The organism is Bacteroides sedimenti (genome assembly GCF_040365225.1).
GTDB lineage: Bacteria > Bacteroidota > Bacteroidia > Bacteroidales > Bacteroidaceae > Bacteroides > Bacteroides sedimenti.
This window is the reverse complement of record NZ_AP028055.1, coordinates 3,238,514-3,261,781: the sequence shown is the minus strand read 5'-3', so window position 1 is coordinate 3,261,781 and position 23,268 is coordinate 3,238,514. Positions and strand designations below refer to the sequence as shown.

At 38.3% G+C, this 23,268-nt stretch carries 22 protein-coding genes; 6 read left to right on the top strand and 16 right to left on the bottom strand.

Annotated features, from left to right (window positions below):
• Positions 1-55: 55 nt before the first annotated feature.
• The 9 genes from ABWU87_RS13040 to ABWU87_RS13000 form a co-directional block, all read right to left on the bottom strand.
• Complete coding sequence (locus ABWU87_RS13040) at positions 56-1,258, bottom strand: acetate/propionate family kinase (protein ID WP_353331403.1); 1,203 nt, start codon at positions 1,256-1,258, stop codon at positions 56-58.
• A gap of 5 nt (positions 1,259-1,263) precedes the next feature.
• Positions 1,264-2,235, bottom strand: coding sequence for a 3-hydroxyacyl-CoA dehydrogenase family protein (locus ABWU87_RS13035; protein ID WP_353331401.1), 972 nt, complete (start codon positions 2,233-2,235; stop codon positions 1,264-1,266).
• A 19-nt stretch (positions 2,236-2,254) separates the two neighbouring features.
• The gene (pta, locus tag ABWU87_RS13030; RefSeq protein ID WP_353334473.1) at positions 2,255-3,268 is read right to left on the bottom strand and encodes a phosphate acetyltransferase; all 1,014 of its coding nucleotides are present in this window, start codon (positions 3,266-3,268) and stop codon (positions 2,255-2,257) included.
• Between the two features lie 165 nt (positions 3,269-3,433).
• On the bottom strand, positions 3,434-4,306 hold the full coding sequence (locus ABWU87_RS13025; protein ID WP_353331399.1) for a VIT1/CCC1 transporter family protein: 873 nt from the start codon (positions 4,304-4,306) through the stop codon (positions 3,434-3,436).
• 466 nt (positions 4,307-4,772) lie between these two features.
• The gene (locus tag ABWU87_RS13020; RefSeq protein WP_353331397.1) at positions 4,773-6,413 is read right to left on the bottom strand and encodes a tetratricopeptide repeat protein; all 1,641 of its coding nucleotides are present in this window, start codon (positions 6,411-6,413) and stop codon (positions 4,773-4,775) included.
• A gap of 81 nt (positions 6,414-6,494) precedes the next feature.
• Entirely contained in the window at positions 6,495-6,902 is a 408-nt protein-coding gene (locus tag ABWU87_RS13015; protein WP_353331395.1) for a hypothetical protein, read from the bottom strand.
• A gap of 101 nt (positions 6,903-7,003) precedes the next feature.
• Positions 7,004-7,387: a DUF3244 domain-containing protein gene (locus ABWU87_RS13010; protein WP_353331393.1), complete on the bottom strand. Its 384-nt coding sequence runs from the start codon at positions 7,385-7,387 to the stop codon at positions 7,004-7,006.
• Positions 7,388-7,579: 192 nt separating this feature from the next.
• The gene (locus tag ABWU87_RS13005; RefSeq protein WP_353331391.1) at positions 7,580-8,044 is read right to left on the bottom strand and encodes a hypothetical protein; all 465 of its coding nucleotides are present in this window, start codon (positions 8,042-8,044) and stop codon (positions 7,580-7,582) included.
• 131 nt (positions 8,045-8,175) lie between these two features.
• Positions 8,176-9,243: a tetratricopeptide repeat protein gene (locus ABWU87_RS13000; protein WP_353331389.1), complete on the bottom strand. Its 1,068-nt coding sequence runs from the start codon at positions 9,241-9,243 to the stop codon at positions 8,176-8,178.
• A 277-nt stretch (positions 9,244-9,520) separates the two neighbouring features.
• Between ABWU87_RS13000 and ABWU87_RS12995 the strand changes: the two genes are divergently transcribed.
• The 4 genes from ABWU87_RS12995 to ABWU87_RS12980 are packed head-to-tail and all read left to right on the top strand — an operon-like array spanning position 9,521 to position 12,528.
• Entirely contained in the window at positions 9,521-9,859 is a 339-nt protein-coding gene (locus ABWU87_RS12995) for a CidA/LrgA family protein (RefSeq protein WP_353331387.1), read from the top strand.
• A complete protein-coding gene (locus tag ABWU87_RS12990) occupies positions 9,856-10,551 on the top strand; it encodes an LrgB family protein (RefSeq protein ID WP_353331386.1) in 696 nt (231 codons plus the stop codon). The genes ABWU87_RS12995 and ABWU87_RS12990 overlap by 4 nt, the downstream gene beginning before the upstream one ends.
• 33 nt (positions 10,552-10,584) lie before the next feature.
• Positions 10,585-11,478 (top strand): DUF2156 domain-containing protein, encoded by an 894-nt coding sequence (locus tag ABWU87_RS12985; protein WP_353331384.1) that lies wholly within the window; start codon positions 10,585-10,587, stop codon positions 11,476-11,478.
• Positions 11,479-11,484: 6 nt separating this feature from the next.
• The gene (locus ABWU87_RS12980; RefSeq protein WP_353331382.1) at positions 11,485-12,528 is read left to right on the top strand and encodes a GNAT family N-acetyltransferase; all 1,044 of its coding nucleotides are present in this window, start codon (positions 11,485-11,487) and stop codon (positions 12,526-12,528) included.
• Here the strand turns inward: ABWU87_RS12980 and cdaA are convergent.
• Together cdaA and folP are read right to left on the bottom strand one after the other, a co-directional pair.
• Positions 12,525-13,289, bottom strand: coding sequence for a diadenylate cyclase CdaA (gene cdaA / locus ABWU87_RS12975; protein ID WP_353331380.1), 765 nt, complete (start codon positions 13,287-13,289; stop codon positions 12,525-12,527). The genes ABWU87_RS12980 and cdaA overlap by 4 nt on opposite strands.
• Positions 13,290-13,299: 10 nt before the next feature.
• Positions 13,300-14,148 carry a dihydropteroate synthase gene (gene folP / locus ABWU87_RS12970; protein WP_353331378.1) on the bottom strand — a complete coding sequence of 283 codons (849 nt, stop codon included), beginning with the start codon at positions 14,146-14,148 and terminating at the stop codon, positions 13,300-13,302.
• A 346-nt stretch (positions 14,149-14,494) separates the two neighbouring features.
• On the opposite strand from folP, the gene ABWU87_RS12965 reads away from it, so the two are divergent.
• The gene (locus ABWU87_RS12965; protein ID WP_353331376.1) at positions 14,495-15,793 is read left to right on the top strand and encodes a UDP-N-acetylmuramoyl-tripeptide--D-alanyl-D-alanine ligase; all 1,299 of its coding nucleotides are present in this window, start codon (positions 14,495-14,497) and stop codon (positions 15,791-15,793) included.
• Positions 15,794-16,354: 561 nt separating this feature from the next.
• Here ABWU87_RS12965 and ABWU87_RS12960 read toward each other — a convergent pair.
• Positions 16,355-16,741: a VanZ family protein gene (locus tag ABWU87_RS12960; protein WP_353331374.1), complete on the bottom strand. Its 387-nt coding sequence runs from the start codon at positions 16,739-16,741 to the stop codon at positions 16,355-16,357.
• A gap of 98 nt (positions 16,742-16,839) precedes the next feature.
• On the opposite strand from ABWU87_RS12960, the gene ABWU87_RS12955 reads away from it, so the two are divergent.
• Positions 16,840-17,739 (top strand): ComEA family DNA-binding protein, encoded by a 900-nt coding sequence (locus tag ABWU87_RS12955; RefSeq protein WP_353331373.1) that lies wholly within the window; start codon positions 16,840-16,842, stop codon positions 17,737-17,739.
• Here the strand turns inward: ABWU87_RS12955 and ABWU87_RS12950 are convergent.
• The 4 genes from ABWU87_RS12950 to ABWU87_RS12935 form a co-directional block, all read right to left on the bottom strand.
• Positions 17,736-18,386, bottom strand: a complete 651-nt coding sequence (locus ABWU87_RS12950) for an ABC transporter ATP-binding protein (protein WP_353331371.1) — start codon at positions 18,384-18,386, stop codon at positions 17,736-17,738. The two genes, ABWU87_RS12955 and ABWU87_RS12950, sit on opposite strands and share 4 nt — an antisense overlap.
• 4 nt (positions 18,387-18,390) lie before the next feature.
• The gene (locus tag ABWU87_RS12945; RefSeq protein ID WP_353331369.1) at positions 18,391-19,101 is read right to left on the bottom strand and encodes a tRNA threonylcarbamoyladenosine dehydratase; all 711 of its coding nucleotides are present in this window, start codon (positions 19,099-19,101) and stop codon (positions 18,391-18,393) included.
• Complete coding sequence (locus tag ABWU87_RS12940; protein WP_353331368.1) at positions 19,101-21,233, bottom strand: cation:proton antiporter; 2,133 nt, start codon at positions 21,231-21,233, stop codon at positions 19,101-19,103. Before ABWU87_RS12940 ends, ABWU87_RS12945 begins: the two co-directional genes overlap by 1 nt.
• Before the next feature lie 121 nt (positions 21,234-21,354).
• On the bottom strand, positions 21,355-23,265 hold the full coding sequence (locus tag ABWU87_RS12935; RefSeq protein WP_353331366.1) for a lamin tail domain-containing protein: 1,911 nt from the start codon (positions 23,263-23,265) through the stop codon (positions 21,355-21,357).
• Positions 23,266-23,268 lie beyond the last annotated feature (3 nt).

Here is a 23,268-nt window from a genome sequence, read left to right as displayed (position 1 = left end):
AAGAAAGAGGTATAATCTAACGACTATACCTCTTTTTTTATTTGGAGTTTTCTGTTTATTTAGTTTCAGAAAGAATCTGCATAGTATCAGAAGCAATCATAAATTCCTCATCAGTAGGAATGACTACCACTTTCACCTTAGAATCCGAAGTACTGATTATTGCTTCTTCACTGCGAACTTTGTTGAGTTCTGCATCAATGGAGACACCCATAAATTCAAGCCCTTCGCAAACTCCTGCACGACATGTAGCTTGGTTTTCACCAACTCCACCGGTAAATACAATGACATCAACACCACCTAATGCTGCGGCATATGCACCAACATACTTTTTAATGCGATAGAAATACATCTGTTCTGCCAGTATTGCACGTTCATGACCTTCTGCAACTGCAGCTTCAAGTTCGCGCATATCACTTGAAACACCTGAAACTCCTAATACACCACTGTGCTTATTGAGCAAAGTTGAGATAGAAGCTGTACCAATCATCTCCTTATCCATGATGTAAGAGACAACTCCAGCATCTATATCTCCTGAACGAGTTCCCATCAACAAACCTTCAACCGGGGTGAATCCCATGGAAGTATCAATTGATTTACCATCTTTAATAGCTGTAACCGATCCACCATTACCAATATGGCAGGTAATAATACGTTTCCCTTCAGGTGATACACCCAGGAATTCGCATACCCGCTGAGATACATAACGGTGACTGGTTCCATGGAAACCGTAACGACGGATGCCATATTTCTTATACAGCTGATACGGGATACCATACATATATGCGTAATCAGGCATTGTCTGGTGAAAAGCTGTATCGAACACTGCTATCTGAGGAGCATTCGGCATCAGTTCAGAAACTGCACGAATACCTTTCAAGTTAGGTGGGTTGTGAAGCGGAGCAATATCAATACATTCTACAATCTTCTCAATTACCTGATCGGTAATCAGCACAGATTTATTGAATTTCTCTCCTCCGTGAACCACACGATGACCTACCGCGTTTATCTCATCTAAAGATTTGATACATCCATATTTTTCGCTAACCAATACGCCTAAGATATATTCAATACCAGCTGTATGTTCCAGGATTTCTCCTTCCAGCATCACTTTATCTCCATTAGGAAGGGTCAGTTTCAGGAATGAACCTTTCAATCCAATTTTCTCTACACCGCCCTGTGCCATCACTTCTTTGGTGTCCATATTGAACAACTTATATTTGATGGATGAGCTACCGCAGTTGAGCACTAATATCTTCATAATTTCTATTTTTTCTCGTTCTCATTAATTATACGGTTCCCCTCTTCGTCATACTCGTAGAATCCAATTCTAGTGCTGACACCCCAACGTTTTGCACGATTTAGGCGAAGCAGCAGCGGTGATGGTTTGTATTTCAAAGAACCAAACTCTTTGTACAGATCTTCCATCTGAGGAACAATCTTTTCGATACCCATCTGGTCGGCCATACAAAATACTCCTTGGCGTTGGCCCAATCCAACTTTGATAATCGAGTCTATTTCAATCGGAGTAGTAAGACCTTCCTGAAGAATTGCACAGGCTTCATTTAACAAGATAAAGAACAGACGATTAGAAATTAGCCCGGCCGATTCTTCGACTGTTACGAAATCATAACCAATAAGTTTGGCAAACTGACAAACCTTATTGTAGCAGGAATCCGAGGTATAAAGTCCACGGACAATCTCCAAAATACGACTTTGTGGCTGCATCATAACAAAATGCAGGCACACACAACGTTCTTTGTATTTTAGTTCAGATGCCAGTTCAGTAATAACAACGGAAGATGCATTAGTTGCAATAATTGCATCTTCAGCAAGAATGTTTTCAAGTTCATGAAAAATCTCTTTACGATGATTCAAGCTTCTTTCCCCATTATCATCGTAACGAACAGCTTCAATAACAAAATCACAGTTTTTAAACGCTGCAAAAGTCAATGTACCTTTGATACGTCCCAAAATTGTTTTCTTTTCCGATTCAGTAAGTCCCCAGGTAGCAATACGCATATCAAGTTCAGAGCCGATTCTATCAAATGCTTGTTGTATTCTATCATCACTGATTTCCAGGAATACTACTTCAATACCGGCTGTAGCTGCCACTGTAGCAATTTTAGAGCCTTCTTTCCCGCAGCCCACGATACCAATCTTTGAGAACAATGTCTTTTTACGATCCTTGGAGCTCAACCCATAGTTCTCAATTGGTTCTTTAATCATTTCTGCCATATTTGTTTTTATTTCGATTTTATTTTTTCTTTGCCCCTATTGCCTGATTGGCTGTAATTGCAATCATCTTATAGATATCATCAATTGAGCAACCACGAGAAAGATCATTAACCGGAGCAGCCATTCCTTGAAGAACAGGCCCGATTGCATCTGCACTACCTAAACGTTGTACAAGTTTATAAGCAATGTTACCAACTTCGAGAGATGGGAAAACCAAGGTATTTGCTTGTCCGGCGATTAAACTTCCGGGTGCTTTGCTTTTTCCAACTGAAGGAACCAAAGCAGCATCAGCTTGAAGTTCACCATCGATCATCATTTCCGGATCAAGTTCTTTAGCTAAGCGTGTCGCTTCAACAACTTTATCTACCATTTCGTGGCTTGCACTTCCTTTTGTTGAGAAACTCAACATAGCTACTTTAGGCTCTACATTAGCAAGAACACGTGCAGTTCTTCCTGTTGCCACTGCAATCTGAGCAAGCTCCTCAGCATTTGGATTAGGCAAAACAGCTACATCGGCAATAACCAACATTCCATCCTTACCATATTGTTCAGCTTTTGTTAAAAGCAGCATCGCTCCGGATACAACATTAATGCCGGGAACTGTTTTAATAATCTGTAAAGCCGGACGAAGAACGTTGCCGGTTGTATTTTGAGCTCCGGCCAGCTGACCATCGGCATCACCACTTTTAATAATCAGACATCCTAAATACAACGGATCAAGAACAAGCTTACGAGCCTCTTCCATTGTCATACCTTTTTTCTTACGAAGTTCGCAAAGCAACTCAGCATATTGTTCTTTCTTCGGATGGTTTACAGGGTCGATGATTGTTGCTTTCTCAATATTCTTAAGCCTCCATTTAGTAGCAAGTTCCTTAATTTCTTCAGGATTACCTAAAAGTATGATGTCGGCCACACCATCTGCCAGCACCTGATCAGCAGCTTTTAAAGTACGTTCTTCCGTTCCTTCAGGAAGGACAATGCGTTGGCGTTCAGCTTTAGCCCGCGCAATGATTTCATTGATTAAATCCATGATAGAGTTATATATATTATGTGTTTTGATATCAAAGTAATTGGCTTTCGCGGTACAAAATTACATATAATTGCAATATGTACATTACAAAATTGGATATAATTTACCCTGCCAAAGCAGGAAGTTGCATACTTTAACATTAAGGAACAAAAAAAGTAGTTATTGCACTTAAGTTTCAACTCCTGTAAAAACTTTTAATGCATAGCCAATAAAGAAGCTGACTGTAGCAACACCAAAACTCAAGACTGCCATTTCTGTAAAACGCTTTTTAAAACTCTCACTTCGGGCAACAGAATAATAATAATTAAAAATGCCGATTATGGACAAAGCGACTATCAGCATAATGCCTAATGCGATAAAAACATTTGAGAGCAAAATAAAAGGAAGGACTAAAGACACCACAGTTACAATATAGGCAAAACCAGTATAAACAGCTGCCTTAACAGGATGTTTATCATTTCCATTTTCGGATTTAGTTGAAAGATACTCCGAAGAAGCCATTGAAAGAGCTGCCGCTATACCCGTAATACTTCCCGTTAATGCAATCAATTTTGAGTCGCTCAGGGCAAGCGTAAAACCAGCCAAAGCCCCAGTGAATTCAACTAAAGCATCATTCAATCCCAAAACCACAGAGCCCATATACTCTAATCGTTCTTCATTGATCATTCCTATCAGCCTCTTTTCATGCATTTCCTCTTCTTGAGCCAACCTTTGTAAATCAGAAAATTCAGCGTATTCACCGTACATTTTATGTGCTGAAGCTTCTCCTCCTTCCATCAATTTTATTGCAAATGTCAATCCAAAAATACGAGCTAGCCAATAATATTTAAATATTTTCCATTTATTTGGTAACGGGGTTACATCTGTATATTTATTGAAAATCCTCGCATGAGCAGATTCCTCCGCAGCGATACTTAAGAGTACTGCTCTATTGGCTTCGTTATTTTCAATAGAAGCCAGACGTTTATAAACAAAACTTTCAGTAATTTCATTCCGTTGAAAACGGATAAATTCACTTTTTGTAGTATTATCAATGTCCATAATATGTGTTTTTATTTTGCAATTAAAAAACTAACCTCCTCCAATGAGAGAATATCTTATTAGAAACAACAAAATAATGTTATTTGTTTAATAATCCAAAATCAAAATAGAAATATAAATAAAGTTTCAAAAGAAAAAACAAACGCAGGGGAATAAGCGTTTTTCTGAAGATAAGTTTAGAAGATGAAGTTTAAAATAGATAACCTCCGGGAAAGGGTGATAATTATATTGCACGCTTCAATTAATCCCACTTTCTGAACATTTTCCCTAACCATTATTCATATAACCTTCCCGGTGGTATCTATTTCTTAAACACAAAGCAAATTACGCTATTTTTAATGATATAATATCCGGAATAGGGGTAACAAAACCATATTTATATATCTTTGATTTTCTGACGTTTAACAAAGCAACTATGACTATAATGGTAACAAAAGCAATATTTCGGCAACAAAACCGGCATGAATTAGAAATTATCAAGAAAATTATCAAGAGAAATCTCTCTGTCGTTTATTCCCATTTTATCTCTCTTTATTCTATACTTTGTTGTCTTAATACTTTGTGGGGTTATGCAAAAGATATTGGCCAAGTCATTACGAGCAACCTTTATTTTGACCAGACAACACAAACGTATTTCCTGGTTATTTAGGTTTGGATATGCTTTTTTAAGTCTTTCTGAAAAATGATCGTAAGCAACATCAATATTACGAATCAACTCTTCCCATTCACGGTCGGTTAATGAAATCTTAGTTGTAGCTTCAGCCTCTTGTTTTTTATTTTTTTCTCCCTTTTCATCGAGAAATATCAATGACGGGATCTTGTTTATATTATTAAGTTTTCTAAAAAATTCCTCTCGCAACCTGCAATCTCTTTCACGCATCATAATTAATCGATTCTCTTGCTCCAGCAATTTACGACTTTTATCCAAAAGTCTTTTTTTCTCATTATTTCTATATATAAAAAAGCTTCCCGACGACATAATGATCAAAGCAAAAGTTAAAAGTCCCCAATGATAAAATCTAATAGTCTGCTCTTTCTTATCCAAAATTAACTGCTGTATCTGCTCCTTTGACTTTCCATGCTGATATATATTCTCCATTTCTATAATTGCAGCACTTTTGGTTTGTGAATCTATTGTGTCTTTATAGTTGTTGTAGACTTGCATCAATTCAAATGCATGTTTGTAATCACCTTCAATCGCTGCAATTTTAGCCAAACTATAATAGCTATCAGCACGTGTATAAATATTAGAACTAAATAGTACTTTATTATAATAATATTTAGCTGAATCAGTTTTATGCAAAATAAAATATGAATTGCCTTTAATAATATCACAATAAAATAAACTTTGAGTCGATGGTTTCAACTCAATGGCTTTATTAACATACCAAATTGCAAGAGTACAATTACCTATATTATTGTATCTTTCACCAATTTCATTAAAAAGAGCAATCCGCATGGCAGTGTCTTTATTATACCTTAAAGCCTTATTATAATAGTTCAATGACATTTTCATGTTTTTTTTCCCAGCATATGAAAGAGCACAACTTCTCAGAGCATGTGTAATATATGAGCTATCGTTAAGTAGTTTAGAAATTTGAAGAGCTTTCTTCTGCATTTTTATTGATGAATCGTAGAGATTTTGATTAAAATATAAATCTCCCAAATAAAAATAAATCAAGTATTTTAATTTATTCTCTTTTGAAATCTCACTGTAGTCTGCTGCTTTTAAAAAATAATTTGCGGCTTCTTTTTCATCTCTCATCTCCTGACTAACACGTCCTGCATAAAAATAGGTTTCTGCTTTATTTATAGAGTCTCCATGTTTATTATAAAACTTAAGAGAAATATTAATCAAAGAGTCCGAAGTTATTGGAATAGAATTCTTTATCATCGCGGCACTCATCAGTAAACAATAACGTGCATTATCTTCGTCTGATAAAGATTTAGAATCCAGACTTTTTAATAAAGTGAAAGAGCTATCCGGGCGGGTATCTAAAAGAGTATCAGCTTGATTTAATAGATCAAACGGGCCGCCCCGATGACAAGAGGGGATCACTGCAACTGTAAGAAACAGTAGAATCAGAAGGAGTGTAGTGCATTTCATTATAACTTACATAATAAATTGCCTACAAATTTATATAAATTAATTTAAAACGAGTCGGAAAAAGTTATATTTATTAGAAAGTTATTCTTTTGTAATTTTCCAAGTAAATACATCCTGCCCTATCTGGATATTCATAAGGCATTTATTATCTGAAAGATATGGAATTCGTAAGATTGTAGTCGATGTTGAAATTTGAATCATTTGGAGTAATGTTCCTGTAATTGAAAACAGATACACAAATGCACTAATATTTTTCGAGTTCTCTTTGATTTCAAGAAGCAAAGAATCTTTTTCTGAATGAGAACGTACAACAACCTGACCCTGTAAAGCACCAATATTTGATCGTACCTCTTTTATTATCAACGATTCTTTTTGCATACTTTTACTAACAAGTTGAACCGAGTCCATGCAAATCGCAGCTGGCTTATGTAATATTTTTGCTCCTGAATTATAGTCAAAACTATAAATATTATTTTTTAGAGATTGCATGTTAGTCATTTTTATATCTACATTTATAATTCCTTAGTTTAGTATAAGCCGCCGATCTATATTGAATCGGCGGCTTCACTCAAAAATAATCTATTTATCAATTAATAGAATAAATCGAATTCACCATACCAACTCTTGCTGCCTGATTGAACTTTAAGAGTGTATGTATCTTGCTCTTCACCAGCAAGTGAAATTGGCAATATAAAAGCACCTTTTACAGAAAGCGTCTGTTGATAAACCACCTCACCGAAAGAGTCCTCAATTGTGATAGTAGTATTACCTAAAGAAGCAGCAAAATTTACATTTAACAAACTACCGTCAATACCAGCCGTTACTGGTGAAGTTGTTGCACCAACAGATAGAGGTTTAATGCTAGTTGTTGTACCAGACTTTAAATAAATGTCTGCAAGAGTTTCCGTTTTTGCATTTAAGGAACCCACAATAAACATAGAGTAACATAATGCGATTAATAAAGACTTTTTCATAATGGTTATTTTTAAAATGTTTGTTTTAACTTTCGTTGATACAAAAATAGATATAAGTAGCTGATTTTTCAAAAAAATCATTGGACAAGTCACACCGCCGATATATACCTATTAATCAATACATTAACCATCATATTAGGCAAAAATAAGTCCGACAGAATTGGACAAATGATAATTTCAGGGAAGAAAATATTAAAAATCGGATAAAAACTGATCTAAAGAACGACCATCTTCAATTTTCATCTTATTCTTTTTGATGCGTTCTTTTCTTTTAGAAATTGCATCTTTGCTAAGACTATAAACTGAAGAGAGAGTAGTCAAGCCAAGCTTCATCTTTATAAGGCAGCAGAAAAGAATTTCTTCTCTTTTCAGCTCGGGATAAGCTTTCGTCAAACGAACTGAAAAGTGATTGAATGCAGCATCGGTATTTTTTACAATTGAATCCCAGTCTTCTTCGGTCAAGCGAATATTGGCATTTTTTTGCTCTACAGATGCTAAGAACGGGAAAGTGAGGTTATTTAGTCTATTAAAGAAGTCGGTACGAAGTTCCATTTCTTTTTCGAGTAGAGTTTTCTCTTTTCGAATACGTATCAGTTCACTCTCTTGCAGACGGGCGTTTGCAATCTGAGCCTCTTCTTTTTCTTTCTGCACTGTCATCTCAAGCTCCCGGGTTTGTATCTCCTTTCGGTTACGATACAACAAGAGTATAGTTATTAGCAAGAGTAATACACTCACCGAGATTGCGCTGATTAAGTATATAAAAGTCCGCTGTTGATTCTTCTCCAGGGTCAGATACTGGATTTTTCTACAGTTTTTTTATGTTGGTATATATTTTGCATTTTAATAATCATCTCTGAATGAGATTGTTCTTCAATCAAATCTTTATTATGCAAAAATATGTCAGTATATTCAAAAGCTTTCTTAAGATTCCCCCGCTTTCTTTCAATATTTGAAAGTTTCAAGTAACTATCTACTTTAGTATTCAAGTTAGGGCTTTCAACAGTCTTACTATAATAATAATATGCAGAATCATATTGTGCAGAGCTATAATATATATGCGCTTTCACTACATAAAAATAGTGTAATTCTTCTGATGATGGATTCAAGCTAATGGCTTTATCAACATATTGAATAGCCTGTTTGAACTTTTTTATATCATTATATCTATCACCAATTTCATTATATAGTGTGGCAAGAGTTACGGAATCTGACTTTGGCAATAAATCAATAGCTTTAGAGTAATAAACAATAGAACTGTCTTTCTGTCCTTTTCCGGAATATGCCAAAGCAGTGCTTCTCAAAGCATAAACCATATAGTTCTTGTTACCAAGAAGTTTTGAGAATTTAAAGGCCTGTTTATTCATCTTTAAAGCTGAATCATAAAGGTTTTCCTGGAAATAAAGATCTCCCAGATAAAAGTAGATAAGGTATTGTAGCTTATAATCTTTGTCACCTTCTGCAAAATCAGCTGCTTTTAGAAAATATTCCATTGCTTGCTTTGTATTTTGCATTTCCTGATTTACCCATCCTGCATAAAAATAAGTTTTTGCTTTTATGTCTTTATCACTCTTATCATTAAAATACTCAACAGCAACACTTATCAAAGAATCGGAAGTAATTGGAATCTGATTCTTTCCCAAAGCCTCGGTCATCAATAAACAATAGCGAGCATATTCAGAAGTAGACAAGACTTTCGGATCTATTTGTTTAAGCAATTTTAAAGCACTATCAGGACGAGTTTCCAATAACTTTTCAGTATGTTTGATGTCAAGAATTGACTGTTGTTCGTTAGAACAGGAGACAACTATACCTGCAAAAAGCAAGATCAAGTTGATATGTAGAATAAAGTTTTTCATTTTGTATTCATGTATAATGGCAAATTTAACATTATAAATTCAAATTCGAAAGCGTATTGACTGCAAAATTTCAAACAACAAAGAAACCTGTATTGTATTTTTATGCAAAAGCTAACTTATAATTAAGAAATACAATGCATTTCACATAATTCAGAGAAAATATTTTCGCAATAAAAAAACAACAAGATAAGGTTACCAAACAATCATTTCTTGCTTTTTCTTCTTTTTTTGAGCAATAAATCTTTATTTTTGCAACAGTTTTTTAATAGGATAACATATGATACGTCAGTGCACCATTTTATTTGGTTGTTTGGCTTTAGGCGAATTAACCGTCTATCTCACGGGAATTAAACTTCCATCAAGCATTATCGGAATGCTGCTGCTCACACTTTTTTTGAAATTAGGTTGGATAAAACTGCATTGGGTACAAGGAATGTCTGATTTCCTGGTCGCCAATCTTGGTTTTTTCTTTGTACCACCAGGTGTGGCACTCATGCTCTACTTTGACATTATCACAGCTCAGTTCTGGCCAATCGTTATTGCTTCAATCGTTAGTACAATCCTGGTGCTTTTTGTCACCGGATGGGTTCACCAATTAACACGAAAAATAAAATGAGTTTCATAGAAAACCCTATATTTTTGTTAGCACTGACATTTGGACTGTTTTTTATTTCCAAACTGATTCAGCGTAAAACCGGATGGCTATTGCTCAACCCTATCTTGCTAACAATCGCCATTTTGATTGTCATTCTAAAAGCCTGTAACATCAGTTACGAAACTTATCATGAAGGTGGGCAGTTCATTGAGTTCTGGCTAAAGCCGGCAGTTGTTGCTTTGGGTGTTCCCCTATACCTGCAATTGGAAAAAATAAAAAAACAATTAGTACCTATTTTGCTTTCACAACTAGCAGGGTGCATTGTTGGAGTAACCTCGGTTGTTTTAATAGCACGTCTTCTAGGTGGCACAAAAGAGGTCATTTTGTCGCTTGCTGCCAAATCTGTCACAACTCCTATTGCTATGGAAGTTACAAAAACAATTGGTGGCATTCCATCATTAACTGCAGCTGTAGTAGTTTGTGTCGGTCTCTTCGGCTCAATTTTCGGTTTCAGGGTTTTCGCCATTCTAAAAATCGGAAGTCCAATCGCACAAGGACTTTCACTGGGAACTGCGGCTCATGCTGTGGGTACATCTACTGCCATGGATATCAGCGGTAAATATGGTGCTTATGCTAGTTTAGGACTCACATTAAATGGTATATTCACGGCATTATTTACTCCTACAATCTTAAGATTATTAGGTTTGCTTTAACAATTCTGGCAAATTATTTGTTGTTAATATCGTATGATACAATTTAAAGATATTACACCTAAGGATAAAGAGGCTATTACCTCTATTACAATGAAAAGCGAAAGAAAGAATTGTGATCTTTCTTTCTCGAACCTGTGCAGTTGGCGATTTATGTTTAATACTCAGTTTGCCGTTGCTGAAGGGTTCCTGATCATCAAGTTTCATCTAAACGGGAAACTTGCGTATATGATGCCTGTTGGCGAAGGCGATTTGAATGTAATTCTGAAAGAACTGATAGAAGACGCTGAAAACGAAAATCAGTCTTTCATGATGTATGGCGTTTGCAACAACATGAAAGAAGAAATTGAAAAGCTGATGCCCGGGAAATTTGTATTTTCCTCAAACAGAGATTATGCCGATTATATTTACCTCCGGTCTGAACTTGCAGAACTCAAAGGAAAGAAATTCCAGGCAAAACGTAATCACGTAAATAAATTCCATAAAACATACACTGATTACGAATATGCCCCCATCACCACCGATCGTATTGACGAATGTCTGAGACTGGAAGAAGAGTGGTGTAAGGCAAATGACTGTGGACAACAAAATGGATCTGGCAATGAACGTACATCATTGACCTACGCGCTTAATCATTTCGATGAATTAGGCCTGACAGGAGGGATACTGTATGTTAACGGTAAAATTGCAGCCTTTACTTTTGGCATGCCAATTAATCATGAAACATTCGGAGTGCACGTTGAAAAAGCCGATACTCAAATTGAGGGAGCATACAATGTGATTAACCAGGAGTTTGCACGCCGGATTCCTGAACAATACATCTATCTGAACCGGGAAGAGGATCTGGGCATTGAAGGACTCAGAAAAGCAAAACTTTCATATCAGCCAACTATCATTCTGGAAAAGAATATTGCACGATTAAAAGGATAATCTTGAATGAAAGAGGAAGTCAGGAAACTATGGAACCTCTGTTTTGGAGACAATGAAGAGTTCACAGAACTCTATTTCTCCAGACGATATAACGAAGATGTTAATCTGGCTATTGAGGAAGAGGGAAAGGTCATCTCTGCATTGCAGTTATTGCCTTACCCCATGACATTCTGTAAGGAAATTATTCCTACCGGATACATCTCCGGTGCATGTACTCATCCAGATTATCGAAGTAAAGGAGTGATGAAAAGACTGCTTTCGAAAGCATTCCAACGAATGCAGGAAAGAGATGTTCCTTTATCAACACTTATTCCTGCAGAGGAGTGGCTTTTTGATTATTATTGGAAAATGGGATATGTGCCAGTATTTGAATACACAGAAAACGCCTGTTTTAAAAAAGAACTAATACCTTCACACAAATACATCATAACCGAGTATACCTCTGCCGATCATCACATCTTTCCATATTTTGAGAAAAAAATGAAAGAACGTCCCTGCTGCATACAACACACCCTAGAAGATTTTATGGTAATTGTAGATGACTTTAATTTAGGAAAAGGAAAGATCTTGGTTGCAAGCTCAGGGGGAGAAATAGAAGGGATGGTTTTTTGTTATGCGGAAAAAGAGACTTTGTTCGTTTCTGAACTTTTTTATGAAAATAAACTAGTAAAAGATACACTTCTTTATACGGCAGCAGAAGAGATGAATACCGAGAAAATCAAAATAAAGTCTCCAGCTGCTTATAAAAAGGGTGAAATTCTTGGCATGGCACGTATCATTAATGCAGAAGCGATGCTTCAAACTTTTGCATTCAATTACCCGGATATAAAGATTTCCTTTCGATTGGAAGACCAACAAATTGAACTGAACAATAGAATATTCTCGATGAATAGGGGTAAAATAAAAGTTGATAATTCGAAGGAGACACCATTGCAGATTGATATCCGGCAGCTTACACAGGCTCTTTTAGGATACGATATAGAACAATTGCCAGAAGAATTCCGAGAATTTCCTAAACAAGCACCTTACATGAGCTTAATGCTTGATTAATCTTCTTTTGTTAAAAGACTTTCCAGTTCCTCTGCATTCAGCCTTAAATGAAACTGTCCATGATAAGCAACTGATATTGCACCAGTCTCCTCGCTTACTATCACTGCATGAGCGTCAGTCACCTGCGAAATACCCATTGCAGCCCTATGACGCAGTCCCAGTTCTTTTGGTATATCCAGATTATGTGATACGGGAAGAATGCAACCTGCTGCTTTTATTCTTTTTTTGCTTACTACCATAGCCCCATCGTGCAATGGGCTGTTTTTAAAGAAAATATTCTCAATCAGACGTTGATTAACATTGGCATCAATTGTTTCGCCCGTCCTGACTATTTCATAAAGAGGGATACTGCGTTCTATAACGATCAAAGCACCAATCCGTTGTTTACTCATATTAAGACATGCCAGAACAATGGGTACAACGTCACTTTTCTCGAGCTGTTCCTTTGATGCTCCTGACAGAAAGCGCGCTATAGCGCTGGCTCGCTGATGAGAACCTAGAGTAAGTAGAAAGTGCCTGATCTCATCTTGAAACAAAACAATCAGGGCAAGTGCTCCAACGCTAACCAATTTATCAAAAATTGAACCCAACAAACGCATTTCAAGAATCTGGGTTACAACGAACCATATCAGAATAAAGACTAATATTCCGACAAAGACATTGATAGACCCTGATGATTTCATCAGTTTGTAGGTATAGTAGAGCAAAAAAGCCACTAACAATATATCTATAAGATCCTTTACTCCAAATGCTATTGGCATGCTAATATTTTTATAAGTTTCTACATTTTTCTACAATCCGGACTGCCTGAGCTGCTTCTTTTACATCATGCACCCGGATAATATCGGCTCCTTTCAGCAGAGCAATTGTGTTTACAACTGTGGTTCCATTCAATGCATCTTCTGTTGATATTCCAAGCAGTTTGGTGATCATCGATTTTCTGGAAACGCCAATAAGTACAGGAAGTTCAAATATACTGAACTCTTCCAGATGATTAAGCAGCTCATAATTATGATCCAATGTTTTGCCAAATCCAAAGCCTGGATCGATAATTATATCATTAATTCCTTTATCGCGAAGTTTCTGCACTTTTTCTGCAAAATAGAGAAAAGTTTCCTTCAGCAAATTGCTATAATGAGGCGCTTCCTGCATATTCTGAGGAGTGCCCTGCATATGTTGCATGATATAAGGAACCTGCAGACGGGCAACAGTATCGAACATATTTTTATCCATTTCACCGCCTGAAATATCATTAATTATAGCAACTCCATACTCCGCCACACAAACTTCGGCAACACTAGCCCTGAATGTATCGACAGAAACAACAGCATCCGGATATTGCTCCTTTAGAATTTGCAGCGCCGGACGAAGTCTTCTTATCTCTTCCTCAGGAGAAATATCTTCAGCATTAGGACGGGAAGAGTATGCTCCGATATCAATAATAGAAGCTCCTTCATCAAGGATTTGTCTAGCACGCACTGTGATTGCCTGTTCAGACTGAACACGACATCCTGAGTAAAATGAATCGGGGGTAACATTTAAAACACCCATCACTTGAGGGGTGGAAAGATCCATTAATTTTCCTTTTACGTTGATACTTTTTGAGAAAGGGTGAGTCATTATTCTTATTTATTTCTATGGTTAGTTTATGGCAAAAATACATAATTATTTTCAATCTCCTTTTTTAAATACGCTTTATCTTTTGCTGTTTATGCACTTTTCTTTTTTCTTTTTTCGATATAAATTATCGATTGAAAAGAACTTAAGTCATCCAACCACCATTAAGCCTGCATAGTTCAGCGCACATTGATGAGCCAATACATACAAGGATGCGTAAATTTATTTATCTATTTATATCACTTATTGAGATATTAAAAACTAAAATATCTATTTTTCTTTTCTCTACGCTTATTAATAGCGAGATTTTATCTAAGTTTGCAGAGAATTTATTTTTAATGGAACAAACATGACAATATCAGCTCTTTACCAGATTTATCTGCAATATCCAATTGTTACAACCGATAGTCGCAGCTGTCCTGAAGGTTCAATCTTTTTCGCCTTGAAAGGAGATAACTTTAATGGAAACACTTTTGCCGAAAAAGCCCTGAAAGAAGGATGTGCTTATGCAGTAGTGGACGAAGCTCAATATGCTGACCCTGAGAACACACGCATCATTCTGGTGGACGACTGTCTGAAAACTCTTCAGAAGTTAGCCAATTTTCATCGCAAGCAACTGGGAACAAGAATTATCGGAATTACCGGAACCAACGGAAAGACAACAACAAAAGAGCTGATTGCCGCCGTATTGTCTGAAACTCATAATGTTTTATATACTCTGGGAAACCTGAATAATCATATCGGTGTACCTCTTACTTTGCTAAAGCTCCGCGCCAGCCACGATCTTGCAGTTATTGAAATGGGCGCCAACCACCCCGGAGAAATCAAGGCGCTGGTTGAAATAGCCGAACCCGATTACGGCATTATCACCAATGTAGGGAAAGCTCACCTGGAAGGATTTGGTTCTTTCGAGGGGGTAATCAAAACAAAGGGGGAACTTTATGACTTTCTGCGTCAGAAAGAAGACTCAATAGTTTTCATTCAAAACGAAAATCCTTTCCTGAATGATATAGCAGACGGATTGACATTAATTCGTTACGGAGTAAATGAGAATATCTACGTAAATGGAAAAATAAACTCTTGCTCACCTTATCTCACATTTGAATGGAAAGCGGGTAAAGATGGACACTTACATCATGTTCAAACACAGCTTATCGGTGAATACAACTTCGATAATGCTCTTGCTGCAGTTGCTATTGGCCGTTTCTTTGGTGTAGAACCGGCAAAAATAGATTATGCACTGACTAACTATACTCCACAGAATAATCGTTCTCAACTGAAGGAAACTGAAGACAACAAACTTATCATTGATGCCTACAACGCAAACCCTACAAGTATGATGGCGGCATTGAAAAACTTCAAACGGATGGAAGTGAAACACAAGATGGTAATCCTTGGAGACATGAAGGAGTTGGGCGATTCAAGCATTGATGAGCATCAAAAAATAGTCGATTTCATCGGTACCTGTAACTTTGAAAAAGTGATCTTAATAGGTGAACAGTTCGAAGAAACCGAACATCCATACGACACCTTCCCAAATGTATCGGAAGTCATCAAATTAATCAATCAGGATAAGCCCAAAGGCTATTATGTACTGATTAAGGGATCGAACAGCATGAAACTGGGACTTATTGTAGAACACTTGTAAAAGGCGTATTTCCCCATATAATTTGTTTTTAAAAGTCGCGCAAGTCACGCAAGTCACGCAAGTCACGCAAAATAGCCACAACCACCTGTTTATCTGACAGATACAGGTGCGCTACTTTCTGCGTGACTTCTGACAAGTCACGCACCTTCGTCTCGAGCAAAAAAACACTATTGTAATCTTAAAATGCTGACGTGTAGGGTTCCGACATTTTCATCTGTCCTATTTTAAAAGACAAGAGTAAAGATAAGATGCGTACTAATCAAGACAGAATCACGAGGACGCTTACTCAGAGGCACCAGATTATTTAGAGCCATTGTCGCCCCTCATCCCCGAATAACCAGTTGATTTATAGGAATATTCAAGTAAGAAAGTCCAATCTATCGGAAAGCGATATATAAAATTAAATCACATCTTTTGACGTACACCCGGATGGACAAGCGCTGTACACCCGGATGGAGGGATACCGTACACCCGGATGGACGAGTGCCGTACATCGGGATGGAGCGAAAAGAGTTATTCGATTGAAACAAAACCTCTGGCCCCCAATAAAGGAAGCAACGGCTACGTTCTAAAGAATCTTGGTGTGACAAGAAAATAGGCGATTAATCCGGCAAGGGTTACTCCAATAGTATTTGCGGCGAAATCAAGCCAGTCGCCACCGCGATACGTGGTGCAATATTCTTGTAAAAGCTCAATACAACCACTAAGGGCCACAGGCATAACACCTGCAGTTAATATTACCTTCAATAGCCGGAATCGTTTCCGATGACTTCGCATATACTCCAGCCATAGTACTCCGGACAATCCAAAATACATGCATATATGAGCAATCTTATCGAAGTTGGTAACATTGTCCAAAGGCGTTTGAGGCGGTTTGAAGAATGACAGGTAAACCACTGCTAAAACGACTAATATTGAGAATGGGTATTTTCTTAAAATGGTTGCCATAATCTTTATTTTAGATAACGCACAAAAGTACGATATATTTTATTTATCTTTAAAGCTGTAGAATATCAATTCTTATAACCCTTGAAAAAAGAGACAGTGTGTGGAAAGACTTTTTCTATTTTAGCAAAACAGAACGAGCAGGATTCTATCTGCTGGTTGCCCTGATTCTGGTGGCGCTGACTGTTTACTGGCTGCTTCCGGATAACCCTTCCCCCAGAACAACAAAGCATCCGGACGAATCAGTCTATGAACAATTTATCTCCTCTGTACACAAACGGGAAAAAGAACGAAATCAGAACTACTATTTTCCAGATAAGGAAGAAAAGATAGAGCTAAAAGCATTCGATCCCAATACTGCCGATTCGCTGACTTTTGTCCGACTTGGATTGCCTTCTTTTATCGCGCGTAATATTTTGCGATATCGATCGAAAGGGGGAAAATTCCAAACCCGGGAATCATTTGCCAGGATTTACGGGCTCTCGACCGAACAGTATAAAAAATTGCTGCCATACATCACTATCGGCGATGAATTCTTGAAGAAGAACGATTCAATCCGGGCCATTTCACCGCTTACAGTCCGGGATTCACTTAAGTATTTTAAATATCCGGAAGGTACCGTAATCTGTCTGAACGAAGCTGACACCACCGAATTAAAAAAGATTCCCGGAATAGGAATCGGAACTGCCAAGCAGATAATTGCGTATCGGCAAAAACTGGGCGGCTTCTATAAAGTGGGACAGCTACAGGACAACGCCCGTCTCCCGACAGAGCTCAACAAATGGTTCATCATCAAAAACGGGCCTTTCCACCGGATAAACATAAACAGATTGAACATCGATAGACTTATCAACCACCCCTACATTAATTTTTATCAGGCAAAGGTCATTATCGAACACCGGAAAAAGAAAGGTGCCATAAAAAACCTGAAGGAGCTTTCCTTATATGAAGAATTTACGTCAAAAGACCTTGAGCGATTGACCCCCTATATCTGTTTCTAGACAATCTGCCCGTCAATCATATGAATGGTCCGGTCGGTAATCTTAGCCAGGCCTTCGTCGTGCGTAACAATAACAAAAGTCTGCTCAAACTTATCGCGAAGGTCAAAGAAGAGCTGATGCAGCTCATTTTTATTGTGAGTATCCAAACTTCCTGATGGTTCATCGGCAAGAATCACCGAAGGATGGTTAATCAATGCACGGGCAACTGCCACACGCTGCTTTTCTCCCCCCGAAAGTTCATTTGGCTTATGAGTGGAGCGCTCGGTCAGCCCCATAAAATTAAGGATTTCCTTAGCTCTCTTGGTTGCCTCCTTAGTCGATGTACCGGCAATAAATGCAGGAATCATCACATTTTCCAGAGCGGTAAACTCAGGCAATAACTGGTGGAACTGGAATACAAAGCCAATATGCTTATTTCTAAATGCAGCCATCTCCTTATCCTTCATTCGGTTAAGCTCCTGGTCATTCATTTTAACCGTTCCGCCATCCGGCTTGTCCAATGTTCCCATTATCTGAAGCAAGGTTGTTTTCCCCGCGCCGCTGGGGCCTACAATACTTACAACCTCACCTTTGGATATCTCAAGGTCAATTCCCTTCAGCACCTGTAAATCGCCAAAGCTCTTTGTTATTCCTTCTAGTTTTATCATAAATTCAAATTCGTTTTATTACATATTCTGCAAGATAACACCCAAAAACTGCCGGCATATAACTGACTGTACCGGTAGTCGATTTCTTATTCCGTTCTGTATCAGTCAGAATAATGGCCTTCGGGTCGGCCTGCTCGGTACTGAACACAACCGGCAGTTTCCTTTTGATTCCCATCTTCTGCAATCCTTTCCTCACCGCTTTGCTTAACCCACAATGGTAAGTATCCCAAATATCGGCAAAACATACTTTTGTAATGTCGGTCTTGGCACCTGCTCCCATGCTCGAAACAATCTTAATTCCGCGTTTCATCGCATTATATATCAGAGAACATTTTGGGCTAATTGTATCAATGGCATCAACCACAAAATCGAACCGTGCAGAATCTAACAGTTCCGGAATATTCTCTTCAGTTAAATAGATTGGACAGACGGTCAGTTTCAAATCCGGATTGATATCTTTCATCCTGGCCGCCACAACATCAGCTTTCTTCATTCCAACGGTAGAATTCAACGCCGGAAGCTGACGATTAATATTGGATGGCTGAACCTCATCAGCATCAACAATGGTCATCTCGCCTACTCCGGCTCGACAAATCATTTCCGCAGCATAAGCCCCCACTCCGCCTAGCCCAACCACTAAGACATGAGCTTTACGCAGGCGATTCATTTTCTCTTCCCCGAGCAAAAGCTGTGTTCTTTGTTCTCTCTCTTCCATCAGTTTTTCTTAAACCAGTTATTAAACCATTGTCCCATTTTGTCATAAGTCAGCGACTCACTACTGCCATGCGGAGCAGAAAAAGTAATTGTCTCTTCAGGGTCTCCGTATTGGTCAGGATAAAGAATCATCAAACTATTATTATTGAAATATTTAGATAGCTGGGAAGGCAGAGCTTCAAATGACGGATGGTAAGAGATAGAACCTTTTCGTGCACTTACAATCACCAACAAATGATCAAAATTTACCTGTCCGGTAAGCAGAAGTAAATCATCCCAATCGGCTAGTTCCGAAAATTCATAGCGCAACTCTTTGAATGTCTTGTTGATTAACACATCCAGTCGGTCAAGTGTTTGAGGATGTGCAAAGAAATGTACCTTACACCCAAGCTGATTTCCCATCCGGCAAACATGATTAACCCACCTGGTAAAACCGGCTTCGAACTCAGCTTTTGGTGGTACGGCAACAACTATGCGCCGAAGTGTGTTAACCGGCATCAAACATTTTACAATCATTATCTGACGATGGGTGTTTTTCAGCAAATTCTCCGCCGTTACTCCAAAGAATGAATCCACTAAATTGATTTTCCGGTGAAGACCTATCACAACATCAGATACATTATACTCCTTGATGGTATGAATTATACCGGATGCTATGTTCAAATCGTACCGACTTACTGTATGCATGGTCACATCTGCAGCAGCGGCAATCATCGCCGATTTTTCGAGATATTTCTTTCCCTGTGCCTGCATTACGCTTGATTCGTTATGATCGTTCATCACATTCAAAGCAATCAAGCCATCTTTCCGTTTCGGGTTTTTGATAACAAGCGCAAGATTCACCAAATTGCCAATTGTATCTGGATTTGAAACTGGAATCAGAATATTATCTTCTGTTTTTGTCTCACCCAATCTCTCTTGTGCCTCGTTTTTCATTGCAATCTTCCTCGATGCACGTTCCGTCACAAACGAACTTATCAAAGAAGACACAAGAATCATCAACACAGTTCCGTTCAGCACATCGGCATTCAGCAACCGTTCTCCATTCGGCATAACAATTTCATGGCCAATTAGTACCACAGCCAATGACGCAGCCACCTTTGCACTACTTAGTCCGAAAATGATTCTTCGTTCATGAAAATTCATTTTAAACATTTTCTGAGTAATGAAAGAGGCGAGCCATTTGCCGCATAATGGCAAAAAGGTGATTATAAGAGCCACTTTAAGGGCTTCTCCACCCGAGAATAAAGTCTTGACATCAATCAGCATCCCCACGCCAATCAGGAAATACGGGATGAAAAGGGCATTTCCTACAAATTCCACATGGTTCATAAGCGGAGAGACATGTGGCACCAGCCTATTAAAAACAAGTCCTACCAGAAACGCGCCTAAAATTCCTTCCAGCCCTACCAGCTCCAGAATCCCTCCACCAAGAAACACCATTGCTAGGATAAAAACAAACTGCATTACTCCATCCTCGTACCGACGGAAGAACCAACGTCCGATGCGGGGGAAGAAGAAGATTATAACAAAACAGGTCAATGCCATTTTTGTCAGCTGCAGAATCCAGAAGTACTGATTTATTTCATTTTTAAACATGCCCGTAACCATAGTCAAAGTAAGCAGTGCCAGTGTTACTGTCACAGCTGTGCCCCCTATCGTTATATTCACGCTTTTTAAACGGCTAAGTCCGTAACGGCTGATTATGGGATATGAAACGAGTGTATGCGAAGCAAACATACTGGCAAGTAAAACGGAGGTTAGTACGCCATATCCTAAAAGAGCAGTACCGCTCCACACACCCAATAGCACAGGAATGATAAATGTAATTACTCCGAATACAACGGCTTTATTGCGGTTTTTTTTGAAATCGAGCATATCCATCTCTAATCCGGCAAGAAACATGATATAATAAAGTCCTACCTTACCGAATAATTCAAAACTACTGTCACGCTCCAAGATATTGAAACCGAACTTACCTATTGCCACTCCGGCAAGAATCATTCCGATGATATGGGGTATGCGCAGGCGATCCAAAAGAATCGGCGCGAACAGAATAATGGTAAGTACCAAAAAAAAGATCCACGTTGGATCTGTTATTGGCAGTCGCAAGGAATAATCGAACAAATGCATAAGCTATGAATTATTTAATATTGCATTCTAAATTGCAAAAGAACAAAAAAATAAGGAGATTACAAAGTAAGAGCTTTTAAAATCGGGCTAACAAACCAGTGTGATTAGCCCGATTAAAAACTTATCTGGTCAAAGCAAAGGGAAGTTTATACTTTTTCAGGTATCCCTTTGCATTATGAATCTCCACGTAGGCAATATAAATACCTATTCGGCAAACAGTTCCATCCCTTTCTTTCCCGTTCCATTCAATCACACCTTCAGCCGGAAGTCCGCTCATCAATGGCAAAGCAAAAACCTCCCGCCCGTAAGCATCGTAAATACGGGTATTGACCACATACCCCTCTTCAGTTAATAGGTAATGAATTTGCAGTATATTATTATCTGAATTATTCGGTGAAATGGTATTTTTCTCAATCCAGAATCTTGGTTTCAGCTCATTCTCGGCCTGTTCGGTGCATTGGTTGGGTAGCCCAGGCGTGCCATATCCCGAATTATATGAAGCAGATGACCAGTTACCTGCATCCAAAGAGCTCAGTCCGGGGGCTTTTTTCTCGAGCGAAATTCCTTTTTTATCTTTTGCGGAGGTGGTATGCATCAAGTCGGAATAGACCATTTCATCGATCAGCACCCCTTTATCGGAAAGGAGATATAAAGTTCCCTTTTCAACGGATAAAACAGGGAAGTCTGCAGTTTCTACACCACTTGAAGGTTCACAGCTATATTGGGAAGCTACAGCCGAAACATTTTTGGTAAAGAAAAGTTCTATCTGAGGGGAAAAGAGCTTTTCGGATTTACCCAATGCAACCGGGGTGGAGCGTGTTCCGTCCTTCTTCAGGACTGAAAGAAAGAGCTGGCCACACGAAAAGGACTTTCCGGAAACATTGGAGATCTCAACATAGCATGCTCCGCCCGAACGTGGATTAAACAATATTTCATTGAATAGAAGATCATTTTTCGCCAATTGATCGGGGATAAATAGCTCAGTTTTTATTTCTTTATTCTGTTTGTTGCCCGACACATCAGAGAGGTTAGTCAGTGTAAGACGCAAGGTTTCTCCTGTATTAAGGGCTCCACTCAGCGCTAGCTTTACGTTCTTTCCGCACGGATAATCCGGAATAACTTTGGTCAAGGATAAATCAGAATCATCTATATGATAATTCCTCAAGTCCGAAAGGGGCTTGAGACTCATTGGTTTATTAAAACAAATCATCATTGTGTCCGGTGCAATTGCATTTGTAGAAAGCAAAGCCATCTCCCGGTTGTCCGGAAAGCTTTTCATGACGGAATTCTGAGCTCCGGGCGTTCCTCCTTTTGTATCGCTACTTGCACACCAGTTGGCCGCGTCGTTTGAGAGATTATCCGGATCCAGGCACTCCAGTGAAAACCCTCCCCCTTTCTTATTACTATCTTTATACCAACTATCCGAGTATTCCACCCACGACAACAAGCCCCCTTTTTCATCCTCCAGCCAGAGAAGTTTTCCTGTATTCAGTAACGCAGGAAAAGAGTTCACCCCGATTACTGAAACACCCTGCAACTCCCACTGTTCTTTATACTTCTGGTGACATAAAACAGCATAGCTTTTGGCTTCGATGGAAACAGGCGGCAAAAGATAACGTTTCCCTCCGTAAAAAAGTGCACTGTTTCGCAGAACAATCAATGAATCGGTCCGGTTGAACAATTCGATATATTCAGATTCGGGAAAATCTTCTATTCCGCTTGGATTTGCCATGATTTCATTAAAAACAATCGAACCAAAACGAAGTTCCTTTTTCTCATTTTCGTTCGTGATTATTCCGTTTAAAGATTGAATCCGGGTGCTTACATCAAGCAAAGCTTCCGCCAACGAGTTTACTAATGATTCCTTCTCTTTCACGGACTGATTTTCATTGCATTCAGATTCCCCGGAACAGTTTGCTAAACAAATGTAATTTAGACAGATGCCACTATTAACCCCACAATATGCTTCATTTTTTGGTAAAAAAAAGCAGATAGAATATAAAAAACAGATAATTAATGTAATTCTTTTCATAGG